Origin of the sequence: Dickeya undicola (genome assembly GCF_000784735.1) — a bacterium.
GTDB lineage: Bacteria > Pseudomonadota > Gammaproteobacteria > Enterobacterales > Enterobacteriaceae > Dickeya > Dickeya undicola.
Map to the genome: position 1 here is coordinate 127,415 of NZ_JSYG01000022.1, position 12,612 is coordinate 140,026.

A 12,612-nucleotide genomic window follows, 5' to 3' on the forward strand; every position below is an offset into this window, starting at 1 on the left:
TTATATCGGGGCAGGAGCGATTCTGCCCCGTTTTTCATGTGTGAGCCGGAGAAGGAAGATGGACGCTTATTGTCCCGTGTGTCAGCAACTGATGGTCTGGTGCGGCAATGAACAGTACCGCTGTGAGGCCTGCCAGCGAGATATGTTGCGTTTGGTGTTGTGTCCGCAATGCGAACAGCCGTTGCAGGTATTTCGTGCCTGTGGGGCGGAAAGCTATCTGTGTGCTGGTGGTCACGGGCTAATTTCACGCTCCCGCGTGGTCATTCGTTACCAACCTAAGAACCTATCTCAATAGCTCTATTAGCATAGGCGCTACATCGTTATCGTTATCAGGAGGTTTGATCGTCATCCAGACCGTTGCGCCACAAGACTTCCAGCTCCGATGGTGCATTCTGCTCGGGGATCAATAATACCCAGTCCGTTTGGTGGTTATCCGGCGTATTGCTGTAGTGAATATGGATTCGATAGTAGAACTGATCTCCGCGTCCGGGAGAATTGGGTTGACCGGGTTCCTGTGCTGTCGGCAGAACATGACGCAACATGGCGCAAAGCTTCTCCTTCTTGGCGGCAGGAACCTCGGCCAGCGTGAAGCGGCGCAGGCCAGCCAGCCTGGGGATCCAGGCGAAGCCACCCTCGCGCGCCAGTTCAATGATCACATCGTCTGTCAAATCGGGCAGGTTATTCCTGTTCGTGCTCATTAAGAATTCCCGTATCGACCCCGACCTGATGCCAGGCTCGCAGCACCGCGTCAGCTACCGCTTCATTAAAGCGTTTTTTGGCGTGTTCTACGGTAAATTTGGCAAAGATGGAGAAGTCTGCATTTTGCGGCAATTCTTTGTCGCACAAAGCGTAGTACCAGATTTGACCGGTTTTTTCCCAGGAGTAGCCACCCAGCGCCATCGCCGCCAGATAGAAGGCACGGTTAGGAATTCCGGAATTGAGATGAACGCCGCCATTGTCCTCGCGGGTATTAACGAAGTCTCGCATATGGGCGGGTTGTGGATCAGTGCCGAGCAGCAGGTCATCATAGGCGGTTCCTGGGCGAGACATTGAGCGCAGCCCTTTACCGTCGATGCCGTCGGCCAGCAACCCTTCACCAATAATCCAGTCTGCCTGCTGTACCTTTTGATTGCGATAGTACTGTTTGACCATCGAGCCAAACACATCCGCGAGTGATTCGTTGAGTGCACCGGACTGGCGGAAATACAGCAGGTTGCTTTCACTTTCCACCACGCCATGCGACAGCTCGTGGGCGATCACATCCAGTGCGACAGTGAAACGATTGAAGATTTTGCCGTCGCCATCGCCAAACACCATCTGCTGCCCGTTCCAGAACGCGTTCTGGTAATTCTTGCCGTAGTGAACACTGCCGACAATCGGTAATCCTTTGTTATCCAGCGAGTTACGGCCGAAGATTTTCCAGAAGAAATCATAGGTAATACCCAGATAGGTGTAGGCTTCATCTGCAGCGATATCACCATTTCCCGGTTGACCTTCCGTTCGTACCCGCGTGCCCGGCAACGTCTGCTGGTGCTCTGCGTCGTAAATATTGCGCAGCATTTTACCGGCAGGGTGTTCCTCATGCTCATCGGGATGGATGACCGGAGCCACCATCAGTGACTGCACATGCATCAGGGTTTGCTGCGCGCAACGACGTTCCTCATCCGATCCATTATTGATAATGCGATGCAGAATATAGGGCGGAATGATGTTACGGGCGGATTGCATACTTCATCTCCTTATGCCTTGCAGTATGGTGTGCAACATATTATCAACACTGATCTATCACAGTTATGACACGATAAGTATAGCCTAATCACTAAATATTTTTCGGCTGACGTTTGGCGCGTGGCTTTGTAGATTCTTTTTGTATTTCAGTTATCTGGCTTTCTACCCAGCCATCCTGCAACCGAGTTTTTAATATATCCCCCCTGGTGACCTGAGCGGTACGCTTCATCACCTTGCCATCCGGCGCGGTGGTGACGCTGTAGCCACGGGCCAATGTTGCCAGCGGGCTGACGGCTTCAAGATGGGAACAAGTTTCACCAAATCGTTGTTTTTGCTGATTAAGCTGTTTTCCCAGCGCGTACTGCATACGATAGCGCAACTGTTGCACCTGCTGCTGTGCACGGTGCAGACGGGGCTGTGGCTGGTGCTGTCGTAACCGTTGAGTCATGCGTTCCTGACGGCGTATCTGCTGACGAAGTTGCAACTGAATAGCGTCGTCCAGGCGCTGACGCAGGCGCAGCAATTGCGTCTGCTGGCGAGCCAGACGCAGTTGTGGATGTTGCTGATGCAGCCGATGCTGCAACCGAGCAAATAGCTGCTGGCGCTGTGCCAGATAGTAGTCCATCGCCATTTCCAGCCGCTGACGTTGAGACTGAATTTGCCGCAGCAGCTCCAGTTGGTTACGGCTGACCAGTTCCGCCGCCGCAGACGGCGTCGGTGCACGCAAATCCGCCACGAAATCGGCGATGGTCACGTCGGTTTCGTGACCGACTGCGCTGACAATCGGGATGCGGCTGGCAAAGATAGCCCGTGCTACCCGTTCATCGTTGAAACTCCACAGATCTTCCAGTGAGCCGCCCCCACGGCCGACGATCAGCACATCGCATTCCTGACGCAGGTTGGCTAGCGCAATGGCTCGCACAATTTGGGCTGGCGCATCCACGCCTTGTACCGCAGTTGGGTAGATAACCACCGGCAGCGAAGGGTCGCGACGTTGCAGAATATGCAGGATATCGTGTAAGGCCGCGCCGCTGGCGGAGGTAATGACCCCAACCTGACGCGCTGGTTTGGGCAGCAATTGCTTGTACTGTTGTTCGAATAGCCCTTCCGCCGACAGACGCTGTTTCAACTGTTCGAACTGCTGTTGCAGCAGGCCGTCGCCAGCCGGGTGCATACTTTCCGCCAGCAGTTGGTAGTCGCCGCGTGGTTCGTACAGCGTAATGGTGGCGCGAATCAGCACCTGTTGCCCGTTTTGCGGCCGAAAGGTTACCCGACGGTTGCTGGTGCGAAACATGGCACAACGCACCTGAGCGCGTTCGTCTTTCAGCGTAAAGTACCAGTGGCCGGAGGAAGGCTGGGAGAGGTTGGATATTTCACCGGAGAGCCAGATTTGGCCCATTTCACCTTCCAGCAACTGTTTTACCGTCTGATTCAGTCGGCTGACGGTAAATATGGCGGATGACGGCAATGAGGACATTGTGACCCGGATCAAAGAGTAAAACAGAGAGTTAATCCATCAATACTACCGGTCAGGGGGCGGTTCGCAAGCATTTTTATAAAAAAATACTGGAGGCAATCGATTTCGCCCTGTATAATGCCGCGGCAATATTTTATCTAATTCCCATCCCAATTTCCGGTGAGATATTGCCATGCTACGTATCGCTAAAGAAGCTTTGACCTTCGATGATGTTCTCCTCGTTCCAGCCCATTCTACGGTTCTGCCCAACACGGCCGACCTGAGTACTCAGTTAACTCAACGCATCCGTCTGAACATTCCTATGTTGTCCGCCGCTATGGATACCGTGACTGAGTCTGGGCTGGCTATTGCGCTGGCGCAGGAAGGCGGCATTGGTTTTATTCACAAAAATATGCCGATTGAGCGCCAGGCGGAAGAAGTCAGCCGCGTGAAGCGCCATGAAAGCGGTGTAGTCGTTGACCCACAGACCGTAACCCCGGAAACCACGCTGCGTCAGGTAAAAGAACTCACTGAGCGCAACGGTTTCGCCGGTTACCCTGTTGTCACGAAAGGCAATGAGCTGGTCGGTATCATCACCGGTCGTGACGTGCGTTTCGTTACCGATCTGGACCGCCCGGTCAGCGCGGTTATGACGCCGAAAGAGCGTCTGGTGACGGTAAAAGAGGGTGAAGCCCGCGAGGTGGTGCTGCAGAAAATGCACGAGCGCCGCATCGAAAAAGCGTTAGTCGTGGATGAGCAGTTCCGTCTGGTCGGGATGATCACGGTAAAAGATTTCCAAAAAGCTGAACGTAAGCCGAACGCCTGTAAAGATGAGCATGGCCGTCTGCGCGTCGGTGCAGCAGTTGGTGCCGGTGCCGGTAACGAAGAGCGTATCGACGCGTTGGTCGCTGCCGGTGTGGACGTACTGCTGATCGACTCCTCGCACGGTCACTCCGAAGGGGTGTTGCAGCGTATCCGTGAAACCCGCGCTAAATACCCGGATTTGCAAATTATTGGCGGTAACGTGGCGACGGGAGCCGGTGCGCGTGCCCTGGCTGAAGCCGGTGTGAGCGCGGTGAAAGTGGGCATCGGCCCTGGCTCCATCTGTACGACCCGTATCGTGACCGGCGTGGGTGTACCGCAGATTACGGCGATTGCCGATGCGGTGGACGCGCTGGAAGGCACCGGTATTCCGGTGATTGCCGACGGTGGTATCCGTTTCTCTGGCGATATCGCCAAAGCTATCGCCGCTGGCGCTGCCTGTGTGATGGTGGGGTCTATGCTGGCGGGCACCGAAGAATCGCCGGGCGAGATCGAACTGTATCAGGGCCGTGCGTTTAAATCTTACCGCGGCATGGGCTCGCTGGGTGCGATGTCCAAAGGGTCGTCCGACCGTTACTTCCAGTCAGACAATGCTGCCGACAAACTGGTGCCGGAAGGTATCGAAGGCCGCGTGGCGTATAAAGGCCGCCTGAAAGAGATCGTACACCAGCAGATGGGCGGCTTGCGCTCCTGCATGGGCCTGACTGGTTGCCCGACCATCGACGCGCTGCGCACCAAAGCTGAGTTTGTACGCATCAGCGGTGCCGGTATTCAGGAAAGTCACGTTCATGATGTGACCATCACCAAAGAGTCGCCGAACTATCGTATGGGCTAAGCGCGTTACCGGCTGCTTTACTGTTACGAACCCGGTAAACTTACCGGGTTCAATTTTTCTTTCGCTCCGTAGTGGAATACGCCTCTCATGACAGAAAACATTCATCAACATCGCATTCTTATTCTGGATTTTGGTTCGCAATACACGCAACTGGTGGCACGTCGCGTGCGTGAGCTGGGCGTATACTGCGAACTGTGGGCATGGGATGTCACCGAAGCGCAGATTCGCGAGTTCAACCCGAATGGCATCATCCTTTCCGGCGGCCCGGAAAGCACCACCGAGTTCAATAGCCCGCGCGCGCCGGAATATGTTTTCCAGGCTGGCGTGCCGGTACTGGGTGTTTGCTACGGTATGCAGACCATGGCGATGCAATTGGGCGGCAAGGTAGAAGGCTCCAGTGAGCGTGAATTCGGTTACGCACAGGTGGAAGTCAAAACCAACAGCGCGTTGATCCGCGACATTCAGGATGCCGTTAGCGCCAGCGGTACACCGTTGCTGGATGTATGGATGAGCCACGGCGACAAAGTCACCGCCATCCCGGCCGACTTCGTGACCGTTGCCAGCACCGACACCTGCCCTTACGCCATCATGGCTAACGAAGAAAAACGCTTTTACGGCGTGCAGTTCCACCCGGAAGTGACCCACACCCGTCAGGGCCAGCGTATGCTGGAGCGTTTTGTGCGCGATATCTGCCAGTGTGAGGCGCTGTGGACCCCGGCAAAAATCATCGACGACGCGGTTGAACGTATTCGCGTGCAGGTAGGTAAAGACAAGGTGATTCTCGGCCTGTCCGGCGGTGTTGATTCCTCGGTGACCGCGTTGCTGTTGCACCGCGCCATTGGCGATCGCCTGACTTGCGTGTTCGTAGACAACGGTTTGCTGCGCCTGAACGAAGCCGAGCAGGTGATGGAGATGTTTGGCGATCAGTTCGGCCTGAACATTGTCCATGTAGCGGCGGAAGAGCGTTTCCTGTCCGCACTGGCGGGCATTGACGACCCGGAAGCCAAACGCAAAACCATCGGTCGCGTATTCGTGGACGTGTTCGACGAAGAAGCGGGCAAGCTGACCGACGTGAAATGGCTGGCGCAAGGCACCATCTACCCGGACGTGATCGAATCCGCTGCTTCCGCCACCGGCAAAGCGCACGTCATCAAATCGCACCACAACGTCGGCGGTTTGCCGGACGACATGGCGCTGGGGCTGGTTGAGCCGCTGAAAGAGCTGTTCAAAGACGAAGTGCGCAAGATTGGCCTGGAACTGGGCCTGCCGTACAACATGCTGTATCGTCATCCGTTCCCTGGGCCGGGTCTGGGCGTGCGTGTATTGGGCGAAGTGAAAAAAGAGTACTGCGACCTGCTGCGCCGTGCTGACGCCATCTTCATTGAAGAACTGCACAAAGCGGACCTGTACGACAAGGTCAGTCAGGCGTTCACTGTGTTCCTGCCGGTGCGTTCCGTCGGCGTAATGGGTGACGGCCGCAAATACGACTGGGTCGTTTCACTGCGCGCGGTTGAAACCATCGACTTCATGACCGCGCATTGGGCGCACCTGCCGTACGAATTCCTCGGTCGTGTCTCCAACCGCATCATCAACGAAGTCGACGGGATTTCAAGGGTCGTCTATGACGTGTCCGGCAAGCCACCGGCTACGATTGAGTGGGAATGATCCAAGGTCCTTGCGAGACTATCGCCAACTATCGAAAAATCGCCATAATTTTTTGATTTTTAATTAAATTTATTATGGTGACTATCGGTAGCTATCGCCAGCCAGCGGAACAGGCTGGCGGTAGAAGCGACGGTAAGCGAAAAGACCCGGATTAAGACCCTGCCGTTGATGATTGATTCTTTTTCGGTCATGACGGTAAAAATTCCCTCCCAAAGCTAGACGTGATGCGGCTTTCGGAGCATCTTCAGACTTCCTGACCCCTGACGGTAAAAACCGCCATTGAACAGGAGGAAAAACACGATGCTTACCGACACCGCACTACGTAATCTCAAGCCTAAAGCCAGGCCGTATAAGGTTTACGACCGTGATGGCATGTATGTCATGGTATCGACCGCCGGTACCGTCACCTTCCGCTACGATTACCGCCTTAGCGGGCGCCGCGAAACCCTGACGATTGGTCGTTACGGGCCAGCCGGTATTTCTCTGGCTCTGGCCCGTGAAAAGCTGTTGGACGCCAGGCGTGCTATTAGTGAAGGGCGCTCTCCTGCGCATGAGAAACAGCGTGCAAAACAGAGACTGACGGCAGCCAAAAACTTTGGTGACGTGGCCGATCGCTGGCTGGTTGATGCCCGCATGGCTGATAGCACCCGATCAATGCGTAAGAGCATCTTGTCGCGTGATATCCTGCCGGTTTATCAAAATCGGCTGCTGACTGAAATCAGTGCGGATGATTTACGCCTGCTGTGTAACAGGGTAAAGACTCGTGGTGCGCCGGCAACCGCGGTGCATATCCGCGATATCGTTAAACAGGTTTATAGCTTTGCCATTCTTCATGGGGAGAAAGTCAGTAATCCCGCCGATGAAGTCAAAGCCGCCTCGATTGCCACTTTTGTGCCGAAAGAAAGGGCGCTATCGCCGATCGAGATCCGGTTGGCGTTCCACCAACTTGAATCCGTGGCTTCTTACCCGACCATCCGTCTGGCGCTGCGCCTAATCCTTTTAACGCTGGTACGTAAAAGTGAACTGGTTGAGGCCACCTGGAACGAAATCGATTTCGAGAACGCGACCTGGACCATCCCGAAAGAGCGGATGAAGAGACGCAATCCGCACGTCGTCTACTTGTCCCGGCAAATGCTGGATATTTTTGTAGCGCTGCATACCTGTGCTGCCGGTTCACGGTTTGTGCTGCCGTCCCGCTATGACGGCCATCGCAGCATGTCGCACGCTACGCTCAATCGGGTAACGCAGCTTGTGGTTCGACGTGCTCAGACCAATGGTTTACCGCTGGAATCGTTTACCGTTCACGATCTGCGCCGTACGGGTTCCACATTGCTTAACGAAGTTGGTTTTAACCGCGACTGGATTGAAAAGTGTCTGGCGCATGAAGAAGGGCGCTCTTCGCGTTCGATCTACAACAAGGCCGAGTACGCAGAGCAACGGCGTCACATGCTGCAAGAGTGGTCCAATATGGTTGAGGCCTGGATTGATGGCAGGAACTATGTGCCAACTCTGATGCCGGAGAATATCACTGTTCCAGTATTGAGTGCTTCACTATGAAGCGGCTTGTTATTTTTAGTTGTCATTTGACAACCATAACATTGCAATCCATACTGGAGGTCAATAAATGACCCGTCCTTCACATCCGAAAAAAGAGGTTGAGGAAGCGCTCCGGCATGCTGAAGCACAGGGCTGGCGAGTTGACGTTGGCGGCAGTCATGCCTGGGGGAAGATCTATTGTCCTTACAATAACCAAATGTGCCGCTGTGGAGAGTTCTGCATCACCAGCGTCTGGAGCACGCCGAAGAATTCGGGTAACCATGCGCGAGCGCTGCGCCGGGTGGTTGATAACTGCACATTGCATCGTAAACAACGTGATTCCGACGATGAGGAGTGACAATGGAATACCTCTTTACCTTAAAATACCAGCTTGCCGCTGACGACAGCGAGCTGGAGGCGATCGTAGAACGTCTGGGTGAGGCTGGCTGCGATGATGCACTGGTTGGGATTGGATTACCGGGCCGGCTGGCATTGGAATTTACCCGCGAGGCGGTTAGTGCCGAGGTCGCCATATGCAGTGCGTTAGCAGACGTTCGACGCGCCGTGCCTTCAGCTATGTTGATCGAAGTTGCGCCGGATCTGGTGGGGCTGACAGATGTGGCGCAACTTGTCGGTGTATCGAGGCAAAACATGCGCAAATTAATGCTGGCCTATCCAGGCAGTTTTCCCGCGCCGGTGCATGAAGGCAGCGCCTCGATCTGGCATCTGGCGGATATCTTGTCCTGGTTGCAGAGCAAAGGGAATTACCGCGTGATGCAGGGTATGCTGGAGGTGGCGGCGGTGGCGATGCGGGTCAATGTAGCGAAAGCCATCCGCCGAGTACCGCCTCCGGCAAGCTGGGATTTGGAAGCGTTGGTCGGTTGAGACCACCTGTTGTCATTTTTGAGGCGACCCCGTTCGTACTGGACGGGTTTTGCGTAAACCAACATCAGGTTTTACCGCTTTTGCCGCCATGCCGGTGAGTGTCGCCCGTTGGCGAGCATCTATCCATCTTTCCACTTCATCCAGATCCCACACGACGCAGCGAGGCGTCAGATTGAAACGCCGGGGAAATTCTCCCCGGCGTTCCATTTCGTAAATCGTGGTCTCTGACAATGGCACCATTTGATGCAACTCGCGGCGACGTATGGTACGGCGAAAGGGAAGGGTGGCGTATTGTGGCAATGCTTCACAGGCGGCTATGCCAGGAAAAGGCAGTGTGCTACTGGCAGGCTGTTCAGCTGTATCTGCGGTTGTTACCTTGAGCGGCCGCGTTGAATATTTCATTCTGGTCTCCTTCGCATCGGTAGAACGTGTACGTTGGACAACAGGGTGACGTTTGTTACCTATCGGGGCAACTTGTTGTGGCGTAGCTCAGCGATGTCAGGCGAAGTCGTACTGTGATGGCTGTGCCCACAGAATGTGGGCTAGACAGAAGATCACTGTGGCTGTTGTCCCCTGAAGACATCGGGATGACTTTAACGGGAGGCGGCCTTGCTGTCTCGCCCATCGTACCACGGCGTTCTCGCCTTCAAGGGCGGCGCGCGCGTTGCGCGCTGGCGGCAAAGCCGTCTGCGACCCTGTGACGGCGTGCGCTGCGCCGTGCTGCGTCGGCTCCGGGCAATGTCGCCCGAGCAACCGGAGTACTGTCATGTCACAACCCACGTTCTCTTTGTTGACCGCGCCACTGCTGGTGCGGGATACACACGGGCTTTATCTGCCGGCGACGACTGAGCAAATCTTGCAGGCGGCACGTCAGGCCATAGACTGCAAAATGCCCTTAGGCACGGAGTTCACGTCAGCGAGCCAGACCCAGGCGTACCTGTGCGCCAAGCTGGCCGGGTTTGAGCGCGAAGTGTTCGCGGTGCTGTTTCTCACGACACGACACCGCCTCATTGAGTATGCCGAACTGTTTTACGGCACCCTTACTACCACTGCGGTGTACCCGCGCGAGATCGTCAGGAAAGCGCTGAGCTGCAATGCCGCGGCGGTGATCCTGGCGCACAATCACCCGAGTGGAAATACGGAGCCGAGTCAGGCCGACCTGATGCTGACGCGCCGGGTCAGTGCGGCGCTGGCACTGGTGGACGTGCGGGTTCTAGATCACATCATTGTGGGCGGTAATGACACGTTGTCATTTGCTGAACGGGCATTACTGTGACTGTGGGGGCGTGAGCCCCCTTTTTTGCGGTGGCCTGCCCCTGACTGGATACCCCGTCATTCTGCGCAGCGCTGTGACTCGCCATGATGTGCTGCATCAGGTTGTGTGGCAGTGCATCGTCCCCGACACTGGTGATCGACTGCCGTAAGGTTGAAAAAGCGTGACCGACATACCAGTAGCCTGGTTACGACGTTGCGCCGCGTGGTGATTTTTGCCGTTGCCCGGTGTGGTAAGGCGCTGTCGCCTGTCATGGGAACAGCATAGGCTGACACCGGCGTGGCGAATCGGTAACGCCGTTGTGTCGGTCAGGTGCGTTAGCCATGGTGCCTTTCGGGGGCGGTAGGGCCATACGTCCTTGTGTCGTTGTGAATCCTGACGGTGGCACGGCTACGCCTCGGGCCTGATGGCCGCAACCAGCAAGCACCAGCAATGTCCCCGGCGCCTTCCTCGCGCAGCAAATTCCTGGCGTTTGCTGGTCCTTCACGGTGTTACGGCCGCAGGTGCGGCCAGCCCGGTCCCCGTCTGTCGGCTCACAACAAGGACGCGATGGCGCGACCTTGATGAACCCGAAAGGAGAAATGATCATGGCTAACATCGGCACCTTCACCGCCCAGACAAACGGTTTTACCGGCACGGTTCGCACCCTGACCCTTAACGTCAAGGTGAAGTTTGTTCCCAATGACCGAAGCGGCGACAGCGTCCCCGATTACCGCATCCAGACGGCAGGCGGTTACGACATCGGCGCGGCGTGGAAAAAAATCAGCCAGGCCGAACGGCCTTACCTGTCGGTCACGCTCGATGACCCGTCCCTTCCGGCGACCATTTACGCCCGCCTGATCGAGGACGATGATGGCACCTATAGCCTGATTTGGTCGCGCAGCAAAGCGGCGGTTTAACGGAAACACAGCACCCCGCCGAATGGCGGGGTTGCCGTCGGTAGAGAATGGGCCACACCACCGGCTTTTCCGCTCAACTCCAAGCGGACATGGCAGACCCTGAGCGGGTATTGCGGCATATGTGGGATGTGCTGCGGTCGGCGTTTGCCGAGCGCATAATGCCGACATGTGTAGATTACACGTGTAAATGGTGGTCATATGCCGACTACAAGCGAAACCACAAAAAAACGTCAGCGTCACACTGCGGACCGCCTGGTTGCAGAAGGCCCTAATCCAGCTTCTTTTAAATCAGCATGCTGGCGTGATGTTCGAATGAGTAAGTCTCTGTCTCTGCAACTGAGCGATTCAGTACTATCCCCATGCAATCAGATTGGCGCATGAGTCAGTCTGATGACGCGTTCACCCGACGCTGGGAAGGAATTGAGTACCTGCCGGTGTCTTGCCAGATTACCCCTTCGCATTACGACAACTTCGATCAGACTCACGGCGTTATCGATCTTAATCGGCATTCTGCCATTTGACGCCTGTCCCCCTGACTGGAACGGTCATGATCCCGGGTACAGTTTCGGGTAAGGTCGTAAACGCTGGCGTGACGGGTCATGCCATTAACACCCACTAATGATCTGTATTATCGGCTTCTCTTTTGTCAATGGTCCTTTCAATGCCTGTGGTGATGAACACGGTTTCTGACAGGAGAAAGTATCATGACGTCTCATCTCGCCGGGCATTGCTGCCCTGTTGCCGCTTACCTTTACGTTTTACATCTTGATGGCCCGGCGCTGGCCTGGGAATACCTGCGCCGAAACCCGGATTACTGCTGTGACTGGCAGCACCGCCCGCGTCGGGCCGGTGGAGCCCACCGTTGGGGCCTACGCCTGTGGGAAGATCCGTCCCGGGATGCGCGTGAGGCGCATCCCGTCTGGTATCCCGACCCTGACAGCGTTGTGCTGCTTTACCCGGATGCTGACCCACCGCCCGATGCCCCGGTTTTCGCCTTCTGGCACATGCCCGGCCGTCATGATCTGGTGCATGACAGCCGACGCTTGCTGCTGCTGGCGCGCTGGCCCGGCGGTTGCCTGCGGCTGGTGTGTGTACCGATGCTGGCTGATGGCATGGCGTATGTCTGTGCCATCAGGGGCGGTGTGTTGCTGCATTCCCGTTACCGGCTATTAGCGGCCGCGTTGAGTCACGGAGTGGAAGGGCGCAATGCAGTACCGGATAGGATGGCTTATCCCCGGCCGTCTCCTACCGCATTGCGGGAGTTACATACCCTGCAGGCGCTGGATGCGTCGCTGGCTGGTGCTTCCTTGCGTGACGTAGCTGCCGGTTTAATGGGTGCGGAGGGCCTTGCTGACGCCTGGCACGCGGATAGTGGCCTCCGCTCCCGAGTCCGGCGGCTGGTCTCTCGCGGCAAACGGCTGATGTGGGGCGGGTATCGCTGTCTTGTTTCCCCGTCCGTGGCTGGGAAGGGTCGTTCTGTTTCCGGCGCAAAACGGCCCTGAGCAGGCGAACG

General features: G+C 56.2%; 15 protein-coding genes. 10 read left to right on the plus strand and 5 right to left on the minus strand.

Going from position 1 to position 12,612, the window contains the following annotated elements:
* The first annotated feature begins 58 nt into the window (after positions 1-58).
* Positions 59-295: a zinc ribbon domain-containing protein gene (locus OB87_RS11665; protein WP_033569600.1), complete on the plus strand. Its 237-nt coding sequence runs from the start codon at positions 59-61 to the stop codon at positions 293-295.
* Between the two features lie 34 nt (positions 296-329).
* On the opposite strand, the gene OB87_RS11670 is transcribed toward OB87_RS11665, so the two are convergent.
* From OB87_RS11670 to xseA, 3 genes are all read right to left on the minus strand, one after another.
* Complete coding sequence (locus OB87_RS11670; protein WP_033569601.1) at positions 330-698, minus strand: protealysin inhibitor emfourin; 369 nt, start codon at positions 696-698, stop codon at positions 330-332.
* Positions 679-1,728: a M4 family metallopeptidase gene (locus tag OB87_RS11675; RefSeq protein WP_033569602.1), complete on the minus strand. Its 1,050-nt coding sequence runs from the start codon at positions 1,726-1,728 to the stop codon at positions 679-681. The genes OB87_RS11670 and OB87_RS11675 overlap by 20 nt, the downstream gene beginning before the upstream one ends.
* 91 nt (positions 1,729-1,819) lie before the next feature.
* Positions 1,820-3,205 (minus strand): exodeoxyribonuclease VII large subunit, encoded by a 1,386-nt coding sequence (xseA, locus tag OB87_RS11680; RefSeq protein ID WP_033569603.1) that lies wholly within the window; start codon positions 3,203-3,205, stop codon positions 1,820-1,822.
* A 172-nt stretch (positions 3,206-3,377) separates the two neighbouring features.
* Between xseA and guaB the strand changes: the two genes are divergently transcribed.
* Complete coding sequence (gene guaB / locus OB87_RS11685; protein WP_033569604.1) at positions 3,378-4,841, plus strand: IMP dehydrogenase; 1,464 nt, start codon at positions 3,378-3,380, stop codon at positions 4,839-4,841.
* Positions 4,842-4,928: 87 nt separating this feature from the next.
* Complete coding sequence (guaA, locus tag OB87_RS11690; protein WP_033569605.1) at positions 4,929-6,506, plus strand: glutamine-hydrolyzing GMP synthase; 1,578 nt, start codon at positions 4,929-4,931, stop codon at positions 6,504-6,506.
* Positions 6,507-6,565: 59 nt separating this feature from the next.
* Here the strand turns inward: guaA and OB87_RS21090 are convergent, their stop codons facing one another.
* Positions 6,566-6,697: a hypothetical protein gene (locus tag OB87_RS21090; RefSeq protein WP_012768879.1), complete on the minus strand. Its 132-nt coding sequence runs from the start codon at positions 6,695-6,697 to the stop codon at positions 6,566-6,568.
* A gap of 109 nt (positions 6,698-6,806) precedes the next feature.
* On the opposite strand from OB87_RS21090, the gene OB87_RS11695 reads away from it, so the two are divergent.
* The 3 genes from OB87_RS11695 to OB87_RS11705 all read left to right on the plus strand — a co-directional run bounded on the left by OB87_RS11695 (position 6,807) and on the right by OB87_RS11705 (position 8,927).
* On the plus strand, positions 6,807-8,063 hold the full coding sequence (locus OB87_RS11695; RefSeq protein WP_033569606.1) for a tyrosine-type recombinase/integrase: 1,257 nt from the start codon (positions 6,807-6,809) through the stop codon (positions 8,061-8,063).
* Positions 8,064-8,130: 67 nt separating this feature from the next.
* Entirely contained in the window at positions 8,131-8,400 is a 270-nt protein-coding gene (locus OB87_RS11700; protein WP_012768881.1) for a hypothetical protein, read from the plus strand.
* A 2-nt stretch (positions 8,401-8,402) separates the two neighbouring features.
* Complete coding sequence (locus tag OB87_RS11705; RefSeq protein WP_012768882.1) at positions 8,403-8,927, plus strand: helix-turn-helix transcriptional regulator; 525 nt, start codon at positions 8,403-8,405, stop codon at positions 8,925-8,927.
* Positions 8,928-8,939: 12 nt separating this feature from the next.
* On the opposite strand, the gene OB87_RS21110 is transcribed toward OB87_RS11705, so the two are convergent.
* Complete coding sequence (locus OB87_RS21110) at positions 8,940-9,329, minus strand: helix-turn-helix transcriptional regulator (RefSeq protein WP_012768883.1); 390 nt, start codon at positions 9,327-9,329, stop codon at positions 8,940-8,942.
* 364 nt (positions 9,330-9,693) lie between these two features.
* Here OB87_RS21110 and radC point away from each other — a divergent pair, with 364 nt between their 5' ends.
* The 4 genes from radC to OB87_RS11725 all read left to right on the plus strand — a co-directional run bounded on the left by radC (position 9,694) and on the right by OB87_RS11725 (position 12,601).
* Positions 9,694-10,203 (plus strand): RadC family protein, encoded by a 510-nt coding sequence (radC, locus tag OB87_RS11715; protein ID WP_033569607.1) that lies wholly within the window; start codon positions 9,694-9,696, stop codon positions 10,201-10,203.
* 584 nt (positions 10,204-10,787) lie between these two features.
* A complete protein-coding gene (locus tag OB87_RS11720; protein WP_033569669.1) occupies positions 10,788-11,099 on the plus strand; it encodes a DUF736 domain-containing protein in 312 nt (103 codons plus the stop codon).
* 377 nt (positions 11,100-11,476) lie between these two features.
* Positions 11,477-11,620 (plus strand): hypothetical protein, encoded by a 144-nt coding sequence (locus OB87_RS20840; RefSeq protein WP_161132947.1) that lies wholly within the window; start codon positions 11,477-11,479, stop codon positions 11,618-11,620.
* Positions 11,621-11,803: 183 nt separating this feature from the next.
* A complete protein-coding gene (locus tag OB87_RS11725) occupies positions 11,804-12,601 on the plus strand; it encodes a DUF2285 domain-containing protein (protein WP_033569608.1) in 798 nt (265 codons plus the stop codon).
* Positions 12,602-12,612: the final 11 nt, after the last annotated feature.